The sequence below is a fragment of the Sinorhizobium terangae genome (genome assembly GCF_009601505.1).
GTDB lineage: Bacteria > Pseudomonadota > Alphaproteobacteria > Rhizobiales > Rhizobiaceae > Sinorhizobium > Sinorhizobium terangae.
On sequence record NZ_WITC01000028.1, the window covers coordinates 38,720 to 63,525 of the forward strand.

21 protein-coding genes are annotated in these 24,806 nt (G+C 62.4%); 8 read left to right on the forward strand and 13 right to left on the reverse strand.

What is annotated here, in order from left to right; all coding sequences use genetic code 11:
• Positions 1–81: 81 nt before the first annotated feature.
• Positions 82–255: a DUF1328 domain-containing protein gene (locus GHK62_RS06085; RefSeq protein WP_153437428.1), complete on the reverse strand. Its 174-nt coding sequence runs from the start codon at positions 253–255 to the stop codon at positions 82–84.
• A 598-nt stretch (positions 256–853) separates the two neighbouring features.
• Between GHK62_RS06085 and GHK62_RS06095 the strand changes: the two genes are divergently transcribed.
• Positions 854–3,139, forward strand: a complete 2,286-nt coding sequence (locus tag GHK62_RS06095; RefSeq protein ID WP_153437430.1) for an acyl-CoA dehydrogenase — start codon at positions 854–856, stop codon at positions 3,137–3,139.
• Between the two features lie 36 nt (positions 3,140–3,175).
• Here the strand turns inward: GHK62_RS06095 and GHK62_RS34970 are convergent, their stop codons facing one another.
• Genes GHK62_RS34970 through GHK62_RS06110 form a run of 3 tightly spaced genes read right to left on the reverse strand, consistent with a single transcriptional unit; the run spans position 3,176 to position 8,549 of the window.
• On the reverse strand, positions 3,176–5,050 hold the full coding sequence (locus GHK62_RS34970) for an acetyl-CoA hydrolase/transferase C-terminal domain-containing protein (RefSeq protein ID WP_184108670.1): 1,875 nt from the start codon (positions 5,048–5,050) through the stop codon (positions 3,176–3,178).
• Complete coding sequence (locus GHK62_RS06105; RefSeq protein WP_153437431.1) at positions 5,047–7,167, reverse strand: 3-hydroxyacyl-CoA dehydrogenase NAD-binding domain-containing protein; 2,121 nt, start codon at positions 7,165–7,167, stop codon at positions 5,047–5,049. Before GHK62_RS06105 ends, GHK62_RS34970 begins: the two co-directional genes overlap by 4 nt.
• On the reverse strand, positions 7,167–8,549 hold the full coding sequence (locus GHK62_RS06110; RefSeq protein WP_153437432.1) for an acetyl-CoA C-acetyltransferase: 1,383 nt from the start codon (positions 8,547–8,549) through the stop codon (positions 7,167–7,169). Before GHK62_RS06110 ends, GHK62_RS06105 begins: the two co-directional genes overlap by 1 nt.
• Before the next feature lie 466 nt (positions 8,550–9,015).
• On the opposite strand from GHK62_RS06110, the gene minC reads away from it, so the two are divergent.
• Genes minC through minE form a run of 3 tightly spaced genes read left to right on the forward strand, consistent with a single transcriptional unit; the run spans position 9,016 to position 10,876 of the window.
• Positions 9,016–9,768, forward strand: coding sequence for a septum site-determining protein MinC (minC, locus tag GHK62_RS06115; protein WP_153437433.1), 753 nt, complete (start codon positions 9,016–9,018; stop codon positions 9,766–9,768).
• Between the two features lie 32 nt (positions 9,769–9,800).
• A complete protein-coding gene (gene minD, locus GHK62_RS06120; protein WP_153437434.1) occupies positions 9,801–10,616 on the forward strand; it encodes a septum site-determining protein MinD in 816 nt (271 codons plus the stop codon).
• A complete protein-coding gene (minE, locus tag GHK62_RS06125) occupies positions 10,613–10,876 on the forward strand; it encodes a cell division topological specificity factor MinE (RefSeq protein WP_136505140.1) in 264 nt (87 codons plus the stop codon). Before minD ends, minE begins: the two co-directional genes overlap by 4 nt.
• Positions 10,877–10,990: 114 nt before the next feature.
• Here minE and GHK62_RS06130 read toward each other — a convergent pair whose 3' ends face one another.
• The 5 genes from GHK62_RS06130 to GHK62_RS06150 form a co-directional block, all read right to left on the reverse strand.
• On the reverse strand, positions 10,991–11,401 hold the full coding sequence (locus tag GHK62_RS06130) for a DUF1622 domain-containing protein (protein ID WP_153437435.1): 411 nt from the start codon (positions 11,399–11,401) through the stop codon (positions 10,991–10,993).
• Positions 11,398–12,108, reverse strand: coding sequence for a YoaK family protein (locus tag GHK62_RS06135; protein WP_153437436.1), 711 nt, complete (start codon positions 12,106–12,108; stop codon positions 11,398–11,400). Before GHK62_RS06135 ends, GHK62_RS06130 begins: the two co-directional genes overlap by 4 nt.
• 137 nt (positions 12,109–12,245) lie before the next feature.
• Positions 12,246–12,746, reverse strand: a complete 501-nt coding sequence (locus GHK62_RS06140; RefSeq protein ID WP_184108668.1) for a DUF4405 domain-containing protein — start codon at positions 12,744–12,746, stop codon at positions 12,246–12,248.
• Between the two features lie 170 nt (positions 12,747–12,916).
• Entirely contained in the window at positions 12,917–13,336 is a 420-nt protein-coding gene (locus GHK62_RS06145; protein WP_153437438.1) for a DUF3775 domain-containing protein, read from the reverse strand.
• A gap of 182 nt (positions 13,337–13,518) precedes the next feature.
• Positions 13,519–14,352 carry a universal stress protein gene (locus GHK62_RS06150; protein ID WP_153437439.1) on the reverse strand — a complete coding sequence of 278 codons (834 nt, stop codon included), beginning with the start codon at positions 14,350–14,352 and terminating at the stop codon, positions 13,519–13,521.
• A 249-nt stretch (positions 14,353–14,601) separates the two neighbouring features.
• Here GHK62_RS06150 and GHK62_RS06155 point away from each other — a divergent pair, with 249 nt between their 5' ends.
• Positions 14,602–16,155 (forward strand): bifunctional aminoglycoside phosphotransferase/ATP-binding protein, encoded by a 1,554-nt coding sequence (locus tag GHK62_RS06155; RefSeq protein ID WP_283065195.1) that lies wholly within the window; start codon positions 14,602–14,604, stop codon positions 16,153–16,155.
• A gap of 63 nt (positions 16,156–16,218) precedes the next feature.
• On the opposite strand, the gene GHK62_RS06160 is transcribed toward GHK62_RS06155, so the two are convergent.
• The 4 genes from GHK62_RS06160 to gntR form a co-directional block, all read right to left on the reverse strand.
• Positions 16,219–16,716, reverse strand: coding sequence for an SRPBCC family protein (locus GHK62_RS06160; RefSeq protein WP_153437440.1), 498 nt, complete (start codon positions 16,714–16,716; stop codon positions 16,219–16,221).
• On the reverse strand, positions 16,713–16,922 hold the full coding sequence (locus GHK62_RS06165; protein WP_153437441.1) for a DUF2933 domain-containing protein: 210 nt from the start codon (positions 16,920–16,922) through the stop codon (positions 16,713–16,715). Before GHK62_RS06165 ends, GHK62_RS06160 begins: the two co-directional genes overlap by 4 nt.
• Positions 16,919–19,072 (reverse strand): copper-transporting P-type ATPase, encoded by a 2,154-nt coding sequence (locus GHK62_RS06170; RefSeq protein WP_234886792.1) that lies wholly within the window; start codon positions 19,070–19,072, stop codon positions 16,919–16,921. The genes GHK62_RS06165 and GHK62_RS06170 overlap by 4 nt, the downstream gene beginning before the upstream one ends.
• A 323-nt stretch (positions 19,073–19,395) precedes the next feature.
• Positions 19,396–20,409, reverse strand: coding sequence for an HTH-type transcriptional regulator GntR (gene gntR / locus GHK62_RS06175; RefSeq protein WP_153437443.1), 1,014 nt, complete (start codon positions 20,407–20,409; stop codon positions 19,396–19,398).
• A 190-nt stretch (positions 20,410–20,599) separates the two neighbouring features.
• Between gntR and GHK62_RS06180 the strand changes: the two genes are divergently transcribed.
• From GHK62_RS06180 to GHK62_RS06190, 3 genes are all read left to right on the forward strand, one after another.
• A complete protein-coding gene (locus GHK62_RS06180; protein WP_234886785.1) occupies positions 20,600–21,130 on the forward strand; it encodes a gluconokinase in 531 nt (176 codons plus the stop codon).
• 353 nt (positions 21,131–21,483) lie between these two features.
• Positions 21,484–24,147 carry an ATP-binding protein gene (locus GHK62_RS06185; RefSeq protein WP_153437444.1) on the forward strand — a complete coding sequence of 888 codons (2,664 nt, stop codon included), beginning with the start codon at positions 21,484–21,486 and terminating at the stop codon, positions 24,145–24,147.
• Between the two features lie 243 nt (positions 24,148–24,390).
• Positions 24,391–24,753 carry a hypothetical protein gene (locus GHK62_RS06190; protein ID WP_153437445.1) on the forward strand — a complete coding sequence of 121 codons (363 nt, stop codon included), beginning with the start codon at positions 24,391–24,393 and terminating at the stop codon, positions 24,751–24,753.
• Positions 24,754–24,806 lie beyond the last annotated feature (53 nt).

The window sequence follows — 24,806 nt, forward strand, 5'->3', positions numbered from 1 at the left end:
TATAACGCGTCGGCTTCCGGATGTACGCGGCGCGGTCCCCATCGGGGGCCGGTTGCGGCCGAACGGGATGCGGCTTGCGGCCTAGGTGACTGCGCCCCCAACCATCAGCGCCAGAATAAGGAACACCAGGAAAATCAGCACGGCGATGTAAAACAGTATCTTGGCGATGCCTGCGGTCGCTGACGAAATGCCGGAGAACCCGAGGAGGCCAGTTACCAACGAGATGACGAAGAAAATAAAAGCCCATTTTAGCATCGCAACACCTTCTCTTCTTCAAAAATACCAGCTCGAAGCTGGGGCGCGGCAATCACCGACGCGTATCAGCGGTTACTTACCTCGCTTCGGATCCTTGCCCGCGGCCTGGCTACTTCTCTTGGCGTCGCCTTTCTTGCCCTGTTCGCCTCCGCGATTTCCGCCATGCGTGCCCTTTGAAGTCTTTGCGGTCTTTGCGTCCTTGAGGTTAGTCGCCATCTCGCACTCCTCGAAAGAATAAGGTTTTGCGCACAACGCAACCGCGAAATGGGAATAAAGTTCCGCCATCCCCTGCAGTGAACGTGACGCTCATGCCCCCGGGCCCGAGACTTGATGGCGGGCCGACGAAGCTCCCGTTTGATTTAAGGAAGGAAAGCGCCTCCGAACGCAGGCATGCAGCCATGGGCTCATGCTCAGAGCTTCATGTAGGCCTACCAGGCTATCGCGCCGGTGATGCGCGCGAATTTTCCCTCAACTCCGTCCGGAACATTCGCGCTCCTGGAACGCAATCGTGCGTCCATGCTTCGCACGAGGAGGCTGGAACTGATCGCGATGCGCGGCATTCCAGCTAGAATGGCATAAGGAACGGAGGCGGTTTCCCATGAGGCTGCGCACTTTCCGACGCGACACCATTACCAGGCCAGTCTTCAAATGGGCCTCGCGCATCATGCCGCCGATCTCTGAGACCGAACGGGACGCAATTGAGGCGGGCACGGTGTGGTGGGATGGCGAGCTTTTCACCGGCGATCCCGACTGGCGAAAGCTTCTCGCCATGCCGCCAGCGAAACTGTCCGCAGAAGAGCAGGACTTCATGCGTGGGCCGGTGCGCGAACTTTGTGCGATGGTGGATGACTGGAAAATAAACTGGGAGCAACGTGACCTGCCGCGTGAGGTCTGGGATTTCCTGCGCGGGAAGAAGTTCTTCGGCATGATCATCCCGAAAAAATATGGCGGCCTCGGCTTTTCAAACACCGCGCATTCGGAGGTCGTCCGTACCGTCTCCTCCTGCAGCGTCGTGGCCGGTGTGACGGTGATGGTGCCGAACTCGCTTGGCCCCAGCGAATTGCTGATGCATTTCGGCACCGACGAGCAGCGCGATTACTGGCTGCCCAGGCTCGCCGACGGGCGCGAGATTCCCTGTTTTGCCCTGACCTCGCCAGACGCCGGCTCGGACGCGGCAGCGATGACCGACACCGGCGTCGTCGAGTATGGCGAATGGGAGGGCGAAAAGGTCCTGGGCGTCAGGCTTAACTTCCACAAGCGTTACATCACGCTCGGCCCGATCGCCACCGTGGCGGGTATCGCCTTCAAGATGTACGACCCTGAAAATCACCTCGGCCGCGGCAAGAAACTCGGCATCACGGTCGCGTTGTTGCCGACGTCGATGCCAGGCGTCACGCATGGCGAACGGCACATTCCGCAATTCACCCATTTCCAGAATGGTCCGCTTTACGGCAAGGACGTGTTCTTGCCGCTTGACCTGATCTTGGGCGGCGAGAAGCAGATAGGACAAGGCTGGAAGATGCTGATGACGGCGCTCGCGGCTGGCCGCGGCATTTCGCTGCCGGCGCAATCGGCGGCGGCGGCGGCCATATGCGCACGCTCCGCCGGCGCCTATGCGCGGGTCAGGACCCAGTTCGACGTGCCGATCGGCATGTTCGAGGGCATCCGGAAGCCGCTTGCCGATATTGCCGCAAACATTTACCAGATCGATGCCGCACGACGGCTCACCATCGCCGCTCTCGACGAGGGACACAGGCCGTCGGTGATCTCGGCCATCATGAAGTTCCATGCCACCGAGCGGATGCGCGATTCCGTCGGGAAGGCGATGGACATCCACGGCGGCAAGGCGATCATCGACGGTCCGAGGAATTATCTCGCCAGCCAATACAGGTCGGTGCCGATCGGAATCACGGTCGAAGGCGCCAATATTCTCACGCGCAACCTGATGATCTTCGGCCAGGGCGCGGTGCGCTCCCATCCCTACATGCTGAAGGAAATTCTGGCGCTATCCGAACAGGACGGGGAGAAGGGCCTGGACACCTTCGACAAGATGCTCTGGCGCCATGTCGGCCATGCTTTCGCTACGCTTTGGCGCGCCTTCATCCGCGGCTGGTCGGGCGGGCGCATCGGTCCGGCCCCGGATGGGGCGGCGATGCCCGGCTACTGGAAACAGCTCTCGCGGCATGCCGCAGCCTTCGCGCTGCTTGCGGATCTCTCGCTGCTGACGTTGGGCGGCGCGCTCAAGCGCAAGGAAATGATCTCAGCCAGGCTCGGTGACATACTTTCTGAACTCTACCTGCTCGGCGCGGTTCTGAAGCGATTCGAGGCAGAGGGTCGGCATGAGGAAGACCGACCTATCGTCGACTATTTGATGCGCCAGGGGCAGGGCCGCATCGCGGCCGCCTTTGCCGGCATACTCGACAATCTGCCGTCGCGCTGGGCGGCATTCCTTGCGAGACTTGTCGCTTTCCCTGCTGGCGTATCCGCTCCGACGCCGTCCGATGAACTGACGAGCGCGGTGGCCGAAACACTGATGAAGGATTCGCCGCAGCGCGACCGGCTGACGCCAGACATCTACCTCGGTGAAGGACACGCGGAGCATCCGCTGAAGGATCTCGAGCGGGCTCTCAGGCACGTGATCGCGGTGGCACCCCTCGAAAAGAAGATGCGCGATATGGATGTCCGTGACTTCGAAGCGGCCCGCGACAAGGGTCTCATCAGCGAAGCTGAATTCGCGCAACTCACCGAAGCCAAGGCGGCGGTGGACCGTGTGATTGCAGTCGACGCATTTCCCATGGAAGAGATATCGCCGATTGCAACGCAGCATCGACGAAAGAAGACGACCCGTGACGAGCGCTCGGCGCGCTCCGATGCCACGCAGTGAGACGCGGCATATTGGACCTGCGCCTGCGCCAGGCCATCAACGATCTTGACTGCGCCTGAGCGCCCAGAGAAGGAGCTTTGCATAGAACCTTTCGCGCAGGGTCGTCGGGGCCGCGAGCTGCATTCTTTCGAGTGCCGCGCGCTCCTCGTGGTTGGGCCGGTCTTCGGCCAAAGACGCGAGGACCGCGCGCGCGAGCAATCGTCTGGAGGCACTTATATGCTTAAGATGCCGCAGCGCCGGAACCAGGCGCTGCTCCTCCTCGGTGTACTCCGTGCCGAACGGAAATGGGGCGCACCAGCCTTGCATGCGCAGCGGGAGAAGCGCTTCGGCTATGCGCGCCGGCGTATTGCGGCTGCAGTCCGACGGGATGGTAAAATCCTTTTCGATCTTGCCGGCGGATTTCGCCTTGTCGAGCAGTTCGTTCTGAAAGGCCGAATCGGCGATTGCCAGCATGGCGGCGATGCAGTCGCGGTCGGATTTGCCGCAGAGATCGGCAACGCCGTATTCGGTGACGACCATGTCGCGCAGGTGCCGCGGCAAGGTCACGTGGCCGTAGGACCAGACAAGGCGCGATTCAAGGCGGCCGTGCGCCTGGCGCGCAGCATTGAGCGTGATGATGGAGCGCCCGCCTTCGACCGCGAAGGCCTGGGCGGCGAAATTGTACTGCCCGCCGACGCCCGAGACGACGCGGCCGTCCGCGAGCGCATCCGAAACGGTTGCTCCCATGAGCGTCACCATCATCGCATTGTTGACGAAACGCGCGTTCACCCGATCGGCGCGTTTTTGATCCTCCTCACCGTAGAGTTCATTGACGAAGGAAATGCCCCGCATCCGGAAAAGCGCCCGTTCCTCCTCCGGCAGGCCGCGCAGAAACCGGTGGAACGCGTCGCTGCCGACAAAGAAGCCGGAATGCAGGATTGCCCCGTCCGAGGCACGACGCCTGAGGATGCCTTCCCGGTAGAGGTCCATGAAGCCGTCGACGAACATTTCGCTGGCGGCGTAGAGGCCCGTCTCGAAGGCTCCGGTCTCCCGCTTTGCAACCGCGCTCTCCGGAGAGAGGCGATGCAGCGCGTCGGCGAAGAGCTCGGGCCGCCGCTGCCGCATGATCAGACCCGACGTCAGCGCGTCGCCGAGCGAGCCGATGCCGATCTGCAGCGTTCCGCCATCCTTCACCAGGCTTGCCGCATGGATGCCGATGGCGTGGTCGGCCATCGATACCGGCGCCCTCGGCACGACGAAGAGCGGCCGATCGCAATCGGGTCCGTCGAGAATGAAATCGAATTCGCCGGCCGGCAGCGCCGCCTCGCCCGGCATGAAGGGCAATTGCGAGCTGACTTCGCCTACCAGCAGAAAAGATTCCCGCCGCGCCCTTATCTTCGGCAGGACATCGAGCGTGATGTCGGTATTGCAGGACAGGCTGTACTCGGCGTCCACGCCGTTGCCGCGCTTTGCCACAAGTTGCGCGAGCACGTTGATGCCGCGGTCGATGAGGTAGCGGCCGACATGGGTGTAGTTGGCCGAGATGTAGTTCTGCTGGGCGATCTCGACCGCGAGCCAGCGACCGGCGACGAAAAAGAACTCGCTGACACGGATGTTTTCCGGCAATTCGCCTTCGCGCAGCGCCTTGGCGTATGCGATGTCCGGGCAGCCCGAATATAGCCGTTCAACCAGTGGCTCGACGAAGCGGCGTTCCATGTCGCTCGACCAGGAAGGTTTTTCCAGCGTCAGCGCCGTGAGTATCTCAAGATCGATCGCCCTGTCCTTGACGGCCCGGTCGAACAAAGCGTTGGCGACGAGATTGGCTTTGCCAAGTCCGAGTGGAAGCCCGAGAACGATGCGCCCGTCAAGGCGCTCGATGATGCGGTCGGCGATGCTTTCGGCCTGTTGATGCTGGTCTGGCTTGCCCGTCACGTTTGTCCGCTCAATGCCTCCCAGCCCAATGCCTCCCAACCCTTGTCGGGCGCAAACCGGGAGCCGTGCCGCTCTTCGAGCCGCTTCAGCGTCTCGACGATGTCCGCCGCGCCGCGGCTGCGGGCATAGTGCATCGGCCCGCCGCGGAACGGCGCGAAACCGGTCGCGAAGATCATCGCGCCGTCGAGCGTCTCTTCATCCTCGACGATGCCCTCGCGCAGGCAGCGCACACAGGCGTTGAGCATGGGCAGAAGGAGGCGATCCGTCATCTCCGGACCGGGTGGCGATGCTCCGGAAGCCCTTTTCGGCTTGCCCTTGTCGTCGTAAGCATAGAGTCCCTTGCCCGCTTTTCGGCCGGTCTCGCCGGTTTCAACCTTCTTTTCCAGCCAGGCCGGAATCTCGGGAATGGGATCGTCGAGATTGTTCTTGAGCATCCGGACGACGTCGAGGCCGATGTCGAGCCCGACGCGGTCGGCGAGCTCTATCGGCCCCATCGGCATTCCGAAATCCTCCGCCGCCCTGTCGATGGTCTCCTTTGGTGTTCCCTCGTCGATCATGACGAAAGCCTCGGTGAGATACGGCGTCAGAGCACGGTTGACGAGGAAGCCGGGCGCGCTCTTCACGGCGGCGGGCAGCCGGTCGATCGCGCCGCAGAAGCCGTGCACCCTATCGAGCGTCGCCTGGCTCGCCTGGTCGTGAGCAACAACCTCGACGAGCTCCATCTTGGCGACCGGGTTGAAGAAATGCAGGCCGACAAGTCGGTCCGGAAAGGCCAGCCCCTCGCGCAGCACCTCGAGCGGAATGCTCGACGTGTTGGTGGCGAGGATGGCGTCCTCCTTCATTTTTGGCGCGATCCCGTCAAACACCTTGCGTTTGACGTCCGCCTTCTCGACGACTGCCTCGATGACCAGATCCGCCTTGGCGACGCCCGCCCCCTCGAAATCGGGGATCAGACGGTCGAGGGCGTCGCGGCGTTCGATGCTCGAATGAAGCTTCTTGTCGTAGAACTCAGCGGCGCGGCCGATCGCCTTGGCGATGATCTCGTGGTCGAGGTCGGCGAGCGTGACACGCAACCCTCGCGCCGCACACCAGGCAGCGATGTCGCCACCCATCGTGCCCGCCCCGATGACGTGGACGTGCCGAATGCCGCTTTCGCGCTTGGCGGAGTCCTTCAGCTTTTCGCGCAGGAAGAAGACACGCATGAGGTTCTGTGCCGTCTCGCTGACAAGCAGTTCCGAGAATGAGGTGATCTCGGCCGTTTGCATTGCCTTGGCATCGCCGCCATGCTCCTCCCAGAGATCGATGAGACGGTAGGGCGCCGGATAGTGCTGCCTCGGCGCTCGTTTCTCGGCTTCGGCACGAAACTGGCGAGCGGCGAGCTGGCGCGCCGGCGCGAGGCCGAGCAGACCCGATTTCCAGCTGCCGCGATCCGTCCTCATCTCGCCCGCGACGGCGGCGCGCACGGCATTTTCGACATGGCGTTCCTCGATGACCTCGTCGACGAGACCGAGCGCCTTCGCTTTTTTCGCGTGCACGGTCTTTCCCGTCAGCATTATCGTCATCGCCTCGACGGGATCGATCAGCGCCGTCAGCCGGAACGTCCCGCCGAGTCCGGGATGCAGGCCGAGCCTTATCTCCGGAAAGCCCAGTTTCGCGTCACTCAAAGCAATGCGGTATTTGCAGGCGAGTGCGATTTCCAGACCGCCGCCGAGGCAATAGCCATGGATCACCGCCACGGTCGGTATCGCGAGCGCCGCCAGCCGGTCGATGAGCCCGTGCGCCCACCGCATACGCTTCTCCACGTCGCGCCCTTCGGTCGCGCCTTTGAAGTCGCGGATGTCAGCGCCGGCGATGAAGCCGCCCTTCTTGGCCGAGCGGATGACGAGACCCTTGGCTCCCATGCCCTCAACCTCGGCAAGCGCCGTGTCGAGTTCGGCGATGACTGCTTCCGACAGCGTGTTCGCGCTTTCGTTGGCCCTGTCGAGCGCGAGCCAGGCGATTTCGTCCGGTCCCTTGCTCAGCCGCCAATGGGTGAAAGCCTTCAGGACGGTTCCTGGCCCGAACTCCCTGTTTCGTGGGGCGAGCGTTTCCCAGACGGAGGTTTTCCCGGTTGGCATTACACAACCTCCAGAAGCATGGCGCCGCCTTGCCCACCGCCGATGCACTCGGTGGCGATGCCGCGCTTCACCCCGAGCCGGCGCATCGCGTTGGCGAGATGAAGCACGAGGCGGTTTCCGCTCGTGCCGACCGGATGCCCGAGGCTGATCGCCCCTCCGTCGACATTGAGCCGGACCCGTTCGATGCGCCCGAAGATGCCGTCGAGACCGAGCACGTCGCGGCAATATTCCTCGTTCTCCCATGCGGCGAGGCAGGCAAGAACCTGCGCTGCGAAGGCTTCATTGAGTTCCCAAAGATCGATGTCGTCGCGAGAAAGCTTTCTGCGTTTCATGATTTCAGTCGAACACAATGTCGGGGCGAGCCCCATGATCGAGGGATCGAGGGCCGACCATTCACTGTCGACGATGCGGGCGAGCGGCGCGAGCTTGTGCCTGTTCATCGCGTCTTCCGATGCGAGGACAACCCAGCAGGCGCCATCGGTGACTTGGGATGAATTGCCGGCGGTGACGTTGCCGTAGGGCTTTTCGAAAACCGCCTGCAACTTCGCGAGCTTGTCCATCGACGTGTCCGGCCGCACGCCGTCATCGTGATCGTAGAGCATGCCGTTTCGGGAGATCGCCGGGATGACCTCTCCCGCGAGGAAGCCTTCATTCTGCGCGCGCTCCAGCCGTTGATGGCTTTCCAGGGCGTAGGTGTCAGCAGCTTCGCGCGTGATACCGAACAGATGGCCGATTACTTCTGCCGTCTGGCCCATATTGAGATCGGTGATCGGATCGGTAAGTCCGCGTTCGAGGCCGACCACAGGCCTCGCCATCTCCGGTCTCAAACCCGCCAAGGCAGTGGCTTTTTCCCAGGGTGTCTTCGCCGTTGTAAAGCCGCCGAACCATTCGACGGCGTGCTGGCGGAGCACCAGTGGTGCATGGGACAGCGCCTCCGTTCCGCCGGCGAGAATGAGATCGGCGCTGCCAGCTTCGATCGCGCGGAAGGCTATGTCGATCGACTGCATGCCCGAGCCGCAATTGATCTGGACGGTAAAGGCGGTCATCGCCGCCCCCATGCCGAGCCTGAGGGCGGCCACGCGCGCCGGGTTCATCTCGTCGGCGATCACATTGACGCAGCCGAGAATGACGACGTCGAATTCATTCCGAGAGAAAGGCTGACGGAGGAGAAGCGGCCGTCCGCATTGCACGGCAAGATCAACAGGCGTGAACGGTCCCGGCTTGTGGCGCGCCCGGAGAAAAGGCGTACGCGCTCCATCCACCAGGTAGACGGGACGACCAGAACTCGCCGCGGTCCGATTGGGGGACCGCGATTCGTCGGCGACCGGTACCCCGGCAGTAGGCGCCTTCGTCGCTGCAGCGGAGTTCGGCGGCTGAGCCATCGCTTAGCTCCCAACAGGCGGCGGGACGTCGAACCGGATGTTCTCCTCGAAAGCATAAGAAGATCACGCGTCAGCCGCATGGATTCGCGTGAAGATCAAACGTTCAACGCCAGTAATCGGTTCCGCAGGCACGGGTTCAGACTGGAAAGGCAGCATGGTGGCGGCGCCAAATGCGACCAGGAGCTTCCGTCCGCGTGTTCGTTGACGATGCCCAGGCGAATCGAACGGTGTCCAATTTCGGGATGAAAGAGTGCCCGGTGATCGCCGGCATGACTTGATCAGGTGCTCCACGCCGGAATTGCTGCAACACCGGCAAAGATCACCGTTCGCTTCAGGTGGGCGGTGGCGTCTTCAGAAGCGCTTTTTCTGTCGTCAAATCCGGCTCTCCAGCTTCATGCAGGGTGCCCGGGTTAACCATTTGTTAACCGCGATTCACGTAAATCTTGGCAACCAAAAATTAACGTAGATGACCAAAGTGCTAACAGATACTCGCTCGATCCGTATCAAGGGGCGCTCCTTCCTGGCGCTCGTGCTTTCTCCGGAACTGCCACTCGACGGATGGCTTACCCGGCTCGACGACTTGGCCTCGCGCTCGGCGGGGTTTTTCCTGGGCAGGCCGGTCGTCCTCGACGTGGAAGACATCGAGATCGATCGGGCGCAGTTGAAAGCACTGATCGCCGAGCTTGCGAAACGCAACGTGCGCATCATGGGCATCGAAGGCGGGCGCCCGTCACTGTTCGAGCCGGGCATGCCCCCGGCCATGAAGGGCGGCCGGCCCGCTCCGGATTTCGAGGTTCCGTCGGCCGAGCAGGCCGCCGAATCGGCGAAGTCCGGTCAGGGCAAGCCGGCAGAACCCGTCGTTCGCGCCGAGCCGCAGGTGGTCAGGGCGATGCCTTCGATCATCATCAGGGAACCCGTCCGTTCCGGGCAATCGGTGATCTTTCCCGAAGGCGATGTCACCGTCGTCGGGTCGGTTGCCTCGGGCGCGGAAATCATCGCGGGCGGTTCGGTCCACATCTACGGAACGCTGCGGGGACGGGCGCTGGCGGGATCCGTGGGTAATGCCTCGGCGCGCATCTTCTGCCGTAAGCTCGAAGCAGAATTGCTGGCAATCGACGGTGTCTACAAGACCGCCGACGACATGGCGCCACACCTTCGCGGGCAGGCAGTGCAGCTCTGGCTCGAGGGCGATTCAATCATGGCAGAGAGACTTAATTGAGCCGGCTGCCGGCCGGGAAACAGGAGTGCAAGATGGCGAAAGTAATCGTGGTTACATCGGGTAAGGGCGGCGTCGGCAAGACGACGTCTACCGCCGCACTCGGTGCGGCATTGGCGCAGAGAAACGAGAAGACGGTAGTCGTCGATTTTGACGTCGGCTTGCGCAATCTCGATCTGGTCATGGGCGCCGAGCGGCGAGTCGTCTACGACCTGGTCAATGTCATACAGGGCGACGCCAAGCTGCCGCAGGCGCTGATCCGCGACAAGCGGCTCGAAACGCTCTTTCTGCTGCCGGCATCGCAGACCCGCGACAAGGACAGCCTGACCGCCGAGGGCGTCGAAAAGGTGATGGCCGAGCTGAAGAAGCACTTCGACTGGATCATCTGCGACAGCCCGGCGGGGATCGAACGCGGTGCCACGCTCGCCATGCGCCATGCGGACGTTGCCGTCATCGTCACCAACCCGGAAGTCTCGTCGGTCCGCGACTCGGATCGCATCATCGGCCTTCTCGACTCAAAGACGGAAAGGGCCGAGCGCGGCGAGCGGGTGGAGAAGCATCTCCTGCTCACCCGCTACGATCCCGCGCGCGCCGAACGCGGCGACATGCTGAAGGTCGACGACGTGCTCGAGATCCTCTCGATCCCGCTGCTCGGCATCGTTCCGGAGAGCACGGATGTTCTGCGCGCCTCGAACCTCGGCGCGCCGGTCACACTCGCCGACAGCCGCAGCGCACCGGCGCTCGCCTATCTCGACGCCGCCCGCCGCCTCGCTGGCGAAACGGTATCGATGACCATTCCCGGCGAAAAGCGCGGCCTGTTCGGCAAGATATTCGGACGGAGGGCAGCATGAGTATTTTCAGCTTCTTCACCAAGCAGACGTCCGCGCCGACAGCGCGCGAACGCCTCCAGGTCCTGCTCGCACACGAGCGAGCCTCGGTCGGTCACTCGGATCTCGTCGCGCAACTGCGGGAGGAAATCCTCGCGGTCATTGCCAAACACGTTCAGGTCGACCGCGACAAGGTAAACGTGAAGATGGACCGCGGCGAACAGGTCTCGACACTGGAGGTCGATATCGAGATCCCGCTCGACGCCAGTGTGCGAGCAGCCTGATAGAGAAAGGCTGCTCGCCCCGATAGTCTCGGCCGGCCATAACGGAGCGGCCGAGATGCCCGTCCCGTCGCGGCGGTTTTGCCCGCCGTGTCAAGAACTGTTGAGCGCACCGGCTCAACCGGTCTGGTCGTTCGGACCCGCTGCCCTGTTGCGCCGCTGCCTTTGCCAAGGCCATTCGCCTTCGATCTCCGCCTCGAGCGAAAAACTCAAGAAGGTTCGTATCAGCACGATCAGCCCCAGCAAGCCGACACTCTCCCAGGTGAGGGGCGACGTGATGGTCGCGATGATATCTGCGCCGATGAGAAGTTCGAGACCAAGCAGGATCCCGCGCCCCAGGTTGGCGCGGTAGCGATCATAAGCGGCATCGCCGAGACCCGCGGCCAGGTCTCGCACATAACGGACGGTGGCGAAGAGCACGCCAATGATGATGACGGCGACGCCGAAGGCCTCCAGCACGGTTGCCAATGGCTCCATCAGCGGTGCCACCAAACCCGCCAACTCGCCTCGTTCGATCGCGGTGTTCATGCAGCGTCACCCGCGGTCTGGCGGGATGCAGGATGGAAGGCGTAAGCGATCGTTACCCCGAGCACGATGGCGCCGGTCAGCAGCAGTGTCGATGTCAAGCCGCTCCAGCGTAGCAGGGCCGCGCCCAGGACTGCGCCGATCAGCAGGGCAAGCACGGCCGCAACGCGGCGCTGCCAGTTCCTGTTGCTGCCGCCGGCAAGCGATGAATCCGCGGCAAGGCCAGTGATGGTGAGTGTAAGAACCGTCGTGGTGAGATCCGGCACCTTGAGCGCGCGGACTGTCGCATTTCGCAGCCCCATGGCAATGGCGGTAAGGAGGATAAGCAGGTAAAGAGTTCGGGTGGGCGCCAACGCGTCGGTGTCAAATCCGATCGCGAGGAAGGCGGAGATCCAGAAGAGCAGCGCCTCACCCGTTGCAACGGTCAGAAGGCAGCGACGGCGACTCGCCGTTGCATGGCGTACGGCAATGAGCCCGCCGGCCCATGCGCCGACAAAAAAGGCGATCAACGCCGTCAGGTTACGCGCGACATCGAAGCCGGGGGCCCCGCCGATAGCAAAGCCCAGGAAGACCGTGTTGCCGGTCATGTTGGCAACAAAAACCTGGCCGAGCCCGAGCACACTGACCGCATCGACAAGACCGGTTACGGCCGAAAGGACAATAAGGACGAGCGGCAGCGGGTCATATTGGCCCGGAGGCGATGGTTCCATTTTGTGCTCTCCCCTTGCCTGACGAACGAAGCGCGCAGCAACTATCAATCGGCGCTATGGGGAACGCTACCATGTGTCTGTGTTGCAGGCTTGTAGAATAAAGTTGTGCTCTCTTGCATGTGTGGCTGGCCTGTGTGTCATGGTTGGCTTGGCAAAAGGGCCCGCACCAGCTGGGATTCGTTCTTGCCCGATTTGGTGGCAATCTCGATCAAAGCCATGTCGGGTGCCGGTGCTGCGAACCCGCGCGCCTTGAGTGTTGCGATCAGGCTTTCGCTCGTCTGACCCAGAAGCGGTGCGATCTCGCTCGCGGTATGGGCGATGATCTGCCTGCTGAAGGCGATCTGCGGGGGCCCGCCGCTGCGACTCTCGCCGTTCGGCCATGCCATGGCAATGGCCGCTCCTGCCGAGACCAGCAGCGCGAGCGTCATCGGAAGGCGCCCGAGGTAATGCGTCATCGACCGCCAGTTCTTCCAGACATGGAGCGCGAAAGGAAGGACCAGCACGAGGCTCAGCCACTCATGCATCTCGTTGAGGACGCCGTTGCCGACATGGAAGAACAGCGCGATCCCGGAAATGAGCGAAACGAGAAATAGACCTGTGATGAACGGCGTCGCATATCGCTGCAGGATGACTTTCACGGTGCACCTCTGATTTCTGTTGCCCTGCGACAGTAGCCCGGTCATGCTGCGGCGACCAGTTAAATGTTTGTAATTATTGACGTAAATCAACCGCTTTCCCGATTTTGGGCGCGGGGTGTCGGCCCGCCGCAGGCAGACGCATTCGCAATTCGTCTGTGCGCACAGGGACGTCAGAGGCGCCCTGTTTCGTAGTCCTGGCAGGACTCGCCGAATTGCGCCATTGCCTCTTCCAGGTAGTCCGCCAGCAATGGTATGCCGAGCAGATAGGCGGCAGTTCGGGTGTTGTGGGACTCGGCAGCCTGAGCACGAATATCGTTCCAGTCTTCCAACCTGCCGTCGCCGCGGCCGAGCCAGGTCAATGCGACGAGATCGATCTGCTCGTCTTCGTTGAGTGCCCAAATCGCGCTGGCAAGCTCAGCCTCGACGGGATCGTCCGGTTGATCCTCGAGCACCGAGGCCATGTTGTCGTCGGATGCGTTGGATGCCGGGTCGGGTTCCGTCACGGCATCCTTGACGTCGAATTCGCGGGCCTTGACTATGAGATAGCAGACTTTTTCGGGTGAAATCGATAGGTCCCAAGCTTCGCTCATTGGTGTAACCTCCAACTGGCGTCGTCTGTAGCGATCTCCGTCCGGAGGGGCCGATGCTCCATCCGAGAAGTATCGTTTGGTGTTCGATATCGGCAACTTTAACAGATCCTTTCCGATCGTGGCGCGTGTTGCCGTTTTCCGTTCGGCCTCGATCCGCAGCAATGCGCCCGGCGATGGTCGGCTCAACGCGCCATCAAGATGGGGATGGCGGCCTCGTCGAGCATCGTTTTCGTGACCCCGCCGAAGATCAGCTCGCGCACCCGCGAATGCCCGTACGCCCCCATGACGATCATGTCGGCGGAAATATCGACGGCACGCTGCTGCAGCACGCTTGCGACAGAACGGCCTGCGCTCGGCAGCTGGTCAACCGTTACGTTGATGCCGTGACGAGCAAGATAGGCGGCGACATCGGCGCCGGGTTCCTCGCCGTTCTTTCCGGAAACAGCCTGGGGATCGACCAGCGTGACGTGGACGACCGTCGCCGCCGCCATGAGGTCGAGAGCCTCGCGCGCCGCATGTGCAGCTTCCGTGCGCGAATCCCAGGCAAGCAGGACCGTCTTCGGCCGAAGATTGGGCTTGTTGCCTGCCGGGACGAGCAGGATCGGTCGCATCGCCTCAAAGAGACTGCCGTTGATTACCTGCCGCTTCAGGTCCGGTTGGTCCAGAACGCTTGGTCCGATCAGGACCAGATCGGCGTAGAGCGCGCGTTCGCCGATGTCCCGATCTGCCGTCCCGGCTTCTGCGTAGACGCCGCTGATATCGAAAGACACCTTGGTGCGAGAAATTATTTCGCGAGCATGGCTTACAGTTGCTTCGAGCTCCTCACGATCGCGGTCGCGTTGTTCCAGCCATATGGTGGAAACGGTCGCATACTCGCCGATCGGCGGTGGCGGAGCCATGGCGACGACCAGGACGGAAAGATGAGCGCCCACTTGGCCGCAGAGACTGGCGGCCGCTTGCAGATCGCTATCTGAACTGCCTTCCCCGGTGACAGTGAGAATGGTCTTGAAGGGCATCAGCGTTCTCCCTTGACGAGTTGGTTGCGCTTACCGGTTGTCAGCCTGGGCGAGTGACCACATCCTGCATTGAGCTACATCAAGCCTCATCCGCAGACGCTCTGGCGGTGCGGCCCCAGCCTCTTTGTGAAACGCTCCTGGCGGCTGTGAGTTTCCTCCAATAGTCGGCTGCCGTGGTTGATCGGTGTCAATGAGCGCGATCCCCAAACGGCGTTCCATGGGACAGCCGGAGAGAAACAGGAGGCATGCGTGATAGCGGAAGACCAGATCGCGGCGGTCGCTTTTCTCAGCGCCCCCGCTTCTCATGGCACCACCGAGCCGATCGAAACGATGGAGACGCATATTTCCCGCATCTTCCTCGTCGGCAAGCGCGCTTTCAAAATGAAGCGCGCGGTCAAGCTGCCCTATGTCGATTTCTCGACGGCAAGCCTCCGGCTTGAGGCCTGCCGGAAGGAGATGGAGCTCAACTCCGCGACGGCGCCGGGACTCTATCTCGGTATTCGGCGCATTACCCGCGAGAAGGAGGGCGCTCTGGCGTTTGACGGCGATGGGGAATTGGTCGACGCGGTTGTTGAAATGGCGCGCTTCGATCAGCAATCGCTCTTCGACCGAATGGCCGTCGACGGCAGGTTGACCCGCGAGCTCATCACCGTGGCTGCGGAGATGATCGCACGCTTTCACCGCGCGGCGCCGGTCGTTCATGATGGGGGAGGCGCTGCAAATATCGCCGGAGTTCTCCGTATCAATGCCGCGGGATTTGCAACGAGCCGGGTCTTTCAACAGGACGAACTCGCGACCTTCGCGCTCGCATTCGAGAAAGGCCTCGCGCGCCATGCGGCACTGCTCGACCGGCGCGAGGCGGCAGGAAAGGTCAGGCGCTGCCATGGCGATCTGCACCTGCGTAACATCTGCCTGTTCGAGGGTGTGCCGCGCCTGTTCGATTGCATCGAGTTTAACGATCAGATCGCCACGGTCGACACGCTTTATGACCTTGCCTTTCTCCTGATGGATCTTTGGCGCCGGGGTTTTCCGGATCTCGCAAACCTGGTCGTGAATCGTTACCTGGACCACTCGGACGACGAGGATGGTTTCGTGCTTCTGCCGTATCTGATGGCAATTCGCGCGGCCGTCAGGGCGCACGTTACGGCGACGCAGGTCGAAGAAAGCGGGGAAGCTTCGGCGAAACTCGTTGCCGAAGCGCGATCCTATTTCGACCTGGCGGGCTCGCTTATCGAACCCGTGCCGGCGCAACTGATCGCCATCGGTGGATTCAGCGGGTCCGGGAAGACGACGGTAGCCGAGACATTGGCCCCGCAGGTGGGTGCCGCCCCGGGTGCAAGGATTGTCGAAAGCGATCGCATCAGAAAGGGCATGTATGGCGTTTCGGCCGAAACAAGACTGCCGCCCTCGGCCTACCGTCCGGAGATTTCGGAAAAGGTCTATCGCGAAATGGCAGAGCGGGCCCGCTCGCTCCTGGCCGCGGGAGGCAGCGTGATCGTCGATGCGGTGTTTGACAAGGCGGACAATCGCAACCTGATTGAAAAGCTTGCGGGTGAGCTCAGTGTCCCGTTTACTGCTGTGTGGCTGGACGCCGAACCGGCGCTTTTGCGTGACCGCGTTGCCGCCCGGAGGGGCGGGCCTTCGGATGCGAACCTCGATGTTCTGTCCGGCCAACTGGCTCGCGACTGCGGCGAGAGGGGCTGGAGGCGGACCGATGCCGCGCGCAGCGCCGAGCAAATTGCCTCGGAGATCAGGAACCTTCAACAAGAAGTCGCACGAGCGCCGGCGCAACCTACGTCTTAGAAGTGACGCAATTCCGAACGGAAAACCGTTAAACACTCTTTCTGGAACTGCTCTGGAAGTTGCTCAGCCTGGCTCGTTCGAAAACTTTGCAAGCGCGTCTTTCGCCATCCGGTTGACGCACCAGTGAGCGTAGATCGGGCCGAATATTGCGCCAACGATCCTGCCGGCGACCGAGTCGGGGTTGTCATAGTCGATAAATACGCGCAGGCGCGAGGACTGGCCGGAGGCATCGATCTCGAAGCCCATCCGGAAGGCCCCGATGACGAGCAGGTTCGGCTGTCCTAGCGTCTCCCACGTTTTCCGGAGCGGAGGATGACGTTCGACGATCACCTCTTCCACGGACAGCCTCAGCCCGAGGACGTTTCCCTCCATCCTGACAAGCGAACCAACGGCGCGGCCCCGAGCCTCGTCGAATCCGTACGACATCCGTCCGCCAAGCATCATCATCGAGGACTCCTGCATATGCGAGTTGAGCCGGGCCGGGTCATCCAGGTAGCCGAACAGCGTCTCGGCCGACGCTGTGACCGCAACGACCGCTTGTGCAGAATGTGCGTGGGTCAACTCAAGTCGTCCTTTGTCGTGTGACCTTGGTGTCGGTCATGGTGATGGCCGCCATGGCCGTGAAAAAGATGCATGAGGGGACACGCCAGGAGCAGCAGGTAGGGAGCGAGACCCAAGGCGTGCGCCCAGTGCTCGCGAAGCACGAAGAACGCCGCGATGACTCCGAGCGATGCGGCAAGAAAAGTCCATTTGCGCTCCCATCTCATATCTGCGCGCTCCTTAGTCTGAGAGCGTTGCCGATGACGCTGACGGAAGACAGAGCCATGGCCGCGGCAGCGATGATCGGTGACAGAAGGAGCCCGAAAGCCGGATAAAGGATGCCGGCGGCAACCGGCACGCCCGCGGCGTTGTAGATGAAGGCAAAGAACAGATTTTGCCGGATGTTCTTCATCGTGGCGTGGCTGAGCTGCCGTGCTCGTGCGATGCCTTGAAGATCGCCCTTGAGCAACGTCACGCTGGCGCTCTCGATTGCAACGTCCGTTCCGGTCCCCATGGCAATGCCGACATCGGCCGCGGCAAGGGCAGGGGCGTCATTCACCCCGTCCCCGGCCATGGCAACGATCCGGCGCTCCCGGCGTAATCGGGCGACGATCTCGCTCTTATGCTCCGGCAGAATTTCGGCCTCGACTTCCTTGATGCCGAGCCTCCTGGCGACCGCATGCGCCGTGGTCTTGTTGTCTCCGGTCAGCATGACCACCCGGACACCTTCCTTGACCAGCGCCTCAACGGCGGCCGGTGTGGTCGACTTGATCGGATCGGAGATGGCAAAAAGCCCGCCGACGCGGCCATCGATCGCGGCAAAGATTACGGTCGCCCCTTCACTTCGCAAGGCTTCCGCCTTTTCGCTGAGTAATGAAACGTCCACCTTTTCCCCGGCCATGATGCGGTGGCTGCCGATGACGAGCTTGCGACCGTCGACGGAACCGGTCACGCCTTTGCCGACCGGACTGTCGAAATCCTCCGCTGTGCCGAGATCCACGCCGCGGTCATTGGCGGCCTCGACGATCGCCGCCGCAAGCGGATGCTCGCTCGCGCGCTCCAGGGTGGCGGCGAAACGGAGCAATTCGGCCTCGGAAAAGCCGTTCGCGACCTCAATCGACGTCACTCTGGGTTTGCCCTCCGTCAGAGTCCCGGTTTTGTCGACCACGAGCGTGTCGACCTTTTCGAAACGCTCCAACGCCTCGGCATTCTTGATCAGCACGCCGAGCCGCGCGCCCCGTCCGACGCCAACCATGATCGACATGGGCGTGGCGAGGCCGAGAGCGCAGGGGCAGGCGATGATGAGCACGGCGACTGCGGCGACAAGCCCGTGCGCAAAGCGGGGCTCGGGTCCCACTGCCATCCATGTGGCAAATGCAATCACGGCAATTGCCATCACGACCGGCACGAACCAACCGGAGACCTCGTCGGCCAGGCGCTGAATCGGAGCGCGCGAGCGCTGGGCATCCGCAACCATTTGCACGATCTGCGACAGCATGGTATCGCGCCCGACCTTCCCCGCTTCCATGACGAAGCCGCCTGTGCGGTTCATCGTGCCGCCAATAAGGCTGGCGCCGAGCTCCTTGGTAACCGGCATCGATTCTCCGGTAATCATTGATTCATCGACCGAACTGCGTCCCTCGATAAGGACGCCGTCGACCGGGACCTTCTCACCGGGCCGCACCCGCAACCGATCTCCGACGACAACAGCTTCGAGCGGCACGTCCTCGTCGCCGCCGCCATCGCGGATGCGGCGGGCCGTTTTCGGCGCGAGGTCCAGAAGCGCGCGGATCGCGCCTCCCGTCTGCTCGCGCGCCTGCAATTCCAGCACCTGCCCGAGCAGGACAAGCACCGTGATGACGGCGGCGGCCTCGAAATAGACCTCGATCGCGCCATCCATGGCGCTGAAGGTTGCCGGGAAGAGGCCGGGCGCCGCGGTTGCGACCACGCTGTAGACCCAGGCAACGCCGGTTCCCATCGCGATCAGCGTGAACATGTTGAGGTGCCGATTGACGATGGATCGCCATGCCCGCTCGAAGAACGGTGCACCTGCCCACAGCACCACCGGTGTTGCGAAGATGAACTGCAGCCAGTTCGATGTCTTCGCTCCAAGCAGCATATGCAGATCGATCACATGGCCGCCCATTTCGAGCGCAAGCACCGGTATCGTCAACACCAGTCCGATCCAGAACCGGCGTCTCATGTCTGTGAGTTCGGCGCTGGGGCCGGTCTCTGCCGTCGCCACCTCCGGCTCGAGCGCCATGCCGCAGATCGGGCAATTGCCCGGGCCGATCTGGCGCACCTGCGGATGCATGGGGCAGGTGTAGACGACGTCCGCCTGTTTTGCCTGAAACCCTTCGCCATGGCTTGGCCTCATTGCGCTGTGCTGCCCGTGATGGTGGTGGTGCTCGTGATCGTCCATTGGACACGACTCCGTTGGTAGACGCCCGTTGGGATCCGCGCGGGTGGCGCGGGTCGGCAAACGGGTTTGTCTATTCCGTTGCCGGCGAATACCGAATACCGGCTCTGCCGCATGGTTCCCTGAAGCGAAGCAATCCAGGGAAATTGTGCGCCAATTCAAAGCGTGTCGTACGGTTGCAAGTGGCGCGTTGACCTCGATCAAACGGGATGACGCGCAGGTGCGGAAAAGAGCATCGATCGCTCGAATTCGCTCGAAGGTTTTGGCGCCTGCGCCCGGCATCAGCTGCTCTCGCGAACGACGAGTTCGAACCCCAGATCGATCGTCCGGTCACGGACCTCTGCGCCTGCAAGTAGTGCCAGCATCAGATGTGCTGCATGCTTGCCGACATCTTCTCGCGGGGTGCGGATCGAGGTCAGCCGCGGAACGATGTGGGCCGATATCTGCAGGTCGTTGAAGCCGACGAAGGCAACACGGCCAGGAACGGATATACCCTGCCGTTGAGCCTCGAAAATCGCGCCGTGCGCCAGGTCGTCGTTGCAAAAGAAAATGCCGTCGACATCCGGATGCTGGCGCAACAACTTGTCGAAGAGCTCGCCGCCGAGCCCGACGGACGAGGGGCCGGGCACCGCCAGCTCCAGTGCATCGACGCCCGCTTCGGCGAGTGCGCGCTTGAAGCCTTCGCCGCGCCGTATCACGCGGGCGTCGAGCTGGGCCGCGACGTAAGCCAGCCGGCGCCTTCCTCTCGCCAGAAAATGCCGCGCTATTGCAGCTCCCGCGTCCTCCTGAGAGAAGCCAACTGAATAGACGTCCTCGGCTTTCGTCAGTTCCATCATATGGACACAGGGAATCTTGTTTGCTTCGAGCAGGCGCAGGGATGCGTCCGTGCCATCGAAGCCGGTGAGCAGGATGCCGCAGGGCTGGATGGCAAGATAATTGCGAATGACCTCTTCTTCCTCTTCTCGGGAATAGTGGAAGTTTCCGATCAACACGTCATAGCCACGCGGGCGAAGAACAGTGTGAATGGCTTCGAGCGTCTCGACGAACAACTGATTGGAGAGGGCGGGGACGAGTACGACGACCGATTGGCTTCGCGCCGATGCGAGCGTGCGGGCCGCCGGGTTTGGCACATAGCCCAATGCCTTCGAGGCTTCGCGCACCTTCGACGCCAGCACAGGATCGACCGTAGGGACGTCGCGCAATGCGCGCGATGCGGTGATCTGGGAGACGCCGGCAAGGTGTGCGACCTCGGCGAGGGTCGGGCGGCCGGTGGCGCGGGAGGCTTCCTTACGCATGATGGTTTGTCACTTGCCAATATGGGTTCGCGTCGATTAAGACAGGGCTACCTTACGAGGAATGTGATCTCGCCGCTAGGATCGGTCCACGGCGATTTCGGGGACGCTCATTTCCAGCCACCTTGGGTCTATCGGCATGAAGGCAATTCATTAGCCTGGATCAGACAGCGCTATCTTGAGGAGGATAAGCATGGCCGAGCAAATACGCGGTATCGTCGTCATGGGTGTTTCTGGCTGCGGAAAGAGCAGCGTCGGCGCCGCCATCGCAGCTCTCTATCAAGGCCGCTTGATCGAGGGCGATGCTTTCCATCCTGCCGCCAATATCGCCAAGATGAGTGCCGGGGTCCCGCTTACCGACAAGGATCGGCACGGATGGCTCTGCCGCCTCAGCGAAGAGATCGCCGCCGCAATTGCTGCCGGGGAGCGCCCTGTTCTCACCTGCTCGGCGCTCAGGAAAAGCTATCGCGACATGCTTCGGCAGGGGGAACCGGGACTGGGGTTCGTCTTTCTCGATCTCGCACGAGATCTGGCCGCGGAACGCGTTGCCATGCGTCCGGGGCACTTCATGCCGGCAAGCCTGGTCGAAAGCCAATACCGGACGCTCGAGCCGCCATATCAGGAGCCGTTGACGCTTGCCGTGGACGCAAGTCTGCCCTTGGAGGCGATAGCGGGGCAGGCCGTTCAATGGTGGCAAGAAGCCAATCGAATGAATCCCTCCTGAAAGTTGCAAGCAACGAGACGTCGCTCAAGACCTGGACCCTGTCGGTGAATGTGCGGCCGGTCGCGTCACGAAGAAATCCGAGACTTGCAGGCCGTCCTCAACCCGGAGTTCGGTTCGATACTGTGTTTATTGCAACCTTTTGGTTTGCGAGCGGTAATAAATGCGCCCTTTTCAACGCTGCGCGCGCGCCGGTTACAGCGTTGATCGCAAGCAACCACAAGGGGATTACTCGATTTTTTCCGGAGAGAAAATCGAGAAATCATCCTTAATGTTGTCTAAATGCGGCATTCAACTGGTAAAAGCCTCATCGTGTAAAGCTGATATTCTTGTTATACTCTCAAGGGGGATTCGCGATGCTGCTCGACCGAGAGGGTCCACTCGAGGCTTTGCTGGGTGCGGCGCGGAGCGCTGCGGCCGGACGCGGGAGCACCGTGCTGCTCGAAGGCGAAGCGGGAATTGGCAAGACCGCCCTCCTGCGTGCGTTTGCGCAGCGTGCCGACAAGGGCTGGCGGGTACTGTGGGGTTGGTGCGAGGCGCTCTTTACGCCTTGCCCGCTCGGACCCTTGCAGGACATGAGGCAACTTCTTGACAGCGGTGTGGCAGCACTGCTCGATCAGGCAGCTCCGCCCGCGCGTCTATTTCCAGCACTCTTGAATGTGCTCCAGCACGCCGGCGAAGCGTTCGTACTCATCTTCGAAGATGTGCACTGGGCCGACAACGCCACTCTCGACCTCGTGAAGTACCTCGGTCGCCGCATCTCCTCGCTCTCCGCCGTGCTCGTGCTCAGCCTGCGCAGCGATGAGATCGGCGCCGATCATCCGCTGACGCATGTACTCGGCGACCTGCCGCCGGCGTCGGTCACCCGTATTTCGTTGGAACCGCTGTCTCCCGAAGCCGTGGCGGTATTGGCTGAACAGGCGGGGCGCTGCGGGGCTGATCTTTATCAGGTTACGGAGGGCAATCCCTTCTTCATCACCGAACTTTTGGCAAGCGGAGAAACCGAGCCGGGGCGCGTGCCGGATTCCATACGCGATGCCGTCTGGGCGCGTCTCTCGCGGCTGGCGGCCGGTGAACGGGAAGTGCTGGAGGTGATCAGCATCGTGCCGGGCAGTGTGGAGCGGTGGCTGATCCGGGCTCTATTGGGTGCCGACGCCGAACCTCTGGTGGACCAGTGCGTAGCGCGCGGATTGTTGCAGCGAGACTGTCAGGGCGACCTGATGTTTCGGCATGAACTTGCCCGGCAGGCGACGCTCGACCGGCTGTCACCGAGTCTTCAGAGGTCGCTCCATGCAAAAGCGGAAGCGGCGATATCGCAATTCCCGACGGCGCATGCGTCTGCACTGCTCTGGCGCCGGGTCCATCACGCCGCCGGAGCCGACGACGGGGCACGCGTCCTCGAGCTTGCGCCACAGGCTGCGGCCCATGCTGCCCGCCTGGGCGCCCATCGGGAGGCCGCATCGCATTTGGCGACGGCCCTGAAGTATGTTGCGCAAGCCACACCCGAGCAGGCCGCCCAGCTTTACGAGGATTGGGCTTACGAGGCGGGACTCTCGCTGCTTGTCTACGAACCGGTGATCGCGGCGCACCATCACGCTATTGAGATCTGGCGCGAACTGGGGCGTTCCGACAAGATCGGTCCCAATCTGTGCAGGCTGTCGCGGCTCCACTGGCGCCGCGGTGAAGGCAAGCCAGCGGAGGATTACGCGGACCAGGCGGTACGTGAAATGGAGAAGCTGTCGCCCCGGTCGGAATTGGCAATGGCTTACAGCACCCGCTCTCAGCTCCATATGCTGCACTACCGTTTTGACGAAGCGATAGACTGGGGTTTGCGGGCGATCGCTCTCGCCGATCAACTGGGCGAGGTCGAAACGCGCGTCCACGCCTTGAACAATGTCGGCACAGCGCTTCTCTTCGCCGATCGTCCGGGCGGCCGTGAGCGGCTGGAGGAAAGCTTGGCGTTGGCACTTGAGCACGGATTTCACGACCATGCCGTGCGGGCCTACACCAACTTTGCAGAGTGCGCCGTTGCCTCCAAGGATTTTGCCCTGGCTGAACGCTTGCTGGCCGAGGGCATCGCGCTTGCGACCAAACACGATCTCGATTCGGCGGCACAATACCTGCTCGGTCGGCAGGCGCAGCTTCGGATGGAGCAGGGGCGTTTCAGGGAAGCCGAGACGATTGCGCAGGGCGTCATGAATCTGGAACGGCTGGCGATGGTCATGCATCTGCCGGCCCTCACCGTGCTCGGAAGGGTGCACGTGCGGCTAGGTGAGCCCGGTAGCTTGACCCTTCTTCGCCAAGCACTCGAGGAGGGACTGGCGACTGGCGAGCTCCAGCGCGTCGTGCCAGTCCGCCTCGCCTTAACTGAAGCCGCCTGGCTCGCCGAAGACCCGAGTGCCAGCCACGAACAGCTCACCGCCCTCGCGGCAATGGATCTCGACAATTTCCGTGCCTGGGATTTGGGCGAACTGGCCGTCTGGTGGCAGCGATGCGGTATGGCGAGGCCGCTGCCGACGTCGACCGCGCGGATTCCTTCGCGGCGGGCTGCGGAACTCAGCGGCGATCCGCTCGCGGCGGCGAAGGAATGGGAACGCCTGGGGCTTCCCTATGAAGCGGCGCTTGCCCTGATGCAGGTTCGCGGAGCCGAGGCGGGCCCGTCGCTGGCGCGTGCCGTAACCATATTCGAGTCGTTGGAGGCGCGTCCCGCCGCGGCGCTGGCGCGAAAGCAGGCGCGGCGCCTGGGCGTTGCCGGCCAGTTACCGAAAACCCGCAGAGGGCCTTACGCGGCGGCTCGTCGTCACCCTCTCGGCCTGACGCGGCATGAACAACAGGTGCTCGCCCTGATGGCTGAAGGCATGAGCAACAAGGAAGCGGCCCGGCGGTTGTCGCGCTCGCCTCGCACGATCGAGCATCAGGTCTCCGCCGTGCTCGGCAAATTCAACGCCGCCAACCGGATGGAAGTCCTGCTGCGTCTGCGCGGCGAGCCGTGGCTGCTTTCGCCCATCGACCTGCAGTAGGCCACCGGCAACCACGTCAGCGCGCCTTTTTAGAACATGCAGCAAGCAAGCTGCCGAAAATTAGGGGATCGGTCGCTGGAAATTGGGGGACTGCACCGATTTTGCCTGAGCTCGTCCGCGCATAGGCTGATGGTGTCACCATTGGAACAGACAATCTGCCGCGCTGCGCGTCTTATATCATCTCCAAAGGACTATGTAGCCCTTTGAATTGGGCAGTTGATGGCTCACGGAGGAGGGACAGCGATGACCAAACGTTCTATCGCATTGGCAATGGGCTTGCTCGCCATGACAGGCGCGGCGGCGGCCTCGGACCTCAAGCCGGGGAACGGCCACAGCATGCATCTCGGCCGCTTTAATGGCGCTGTGTATTACACGGTCGAAAAGGACGGCTACCGTGTGGTTGCGACCTTGGCCTCGGGCACAGACGAGCAGCCGATCCGCTTCGTATCCACGCTAGAGCCGGGGCAGCGGCTGATGATCTCCGTGCCTCAAGAGATCGGCCAACCTTCGGTCGACTTCGAGATCGTACGCGACGGCAAGGCCCTGTTCGTGCACGAGCCCGGCATCGCCCCATTGGGCAATGTATCGGCCGAACTCAGGGAGTGAAGTTTTCATTTCGACCGGTTCCAAACCGGACTGGTCACCGACAATTCGGGGTG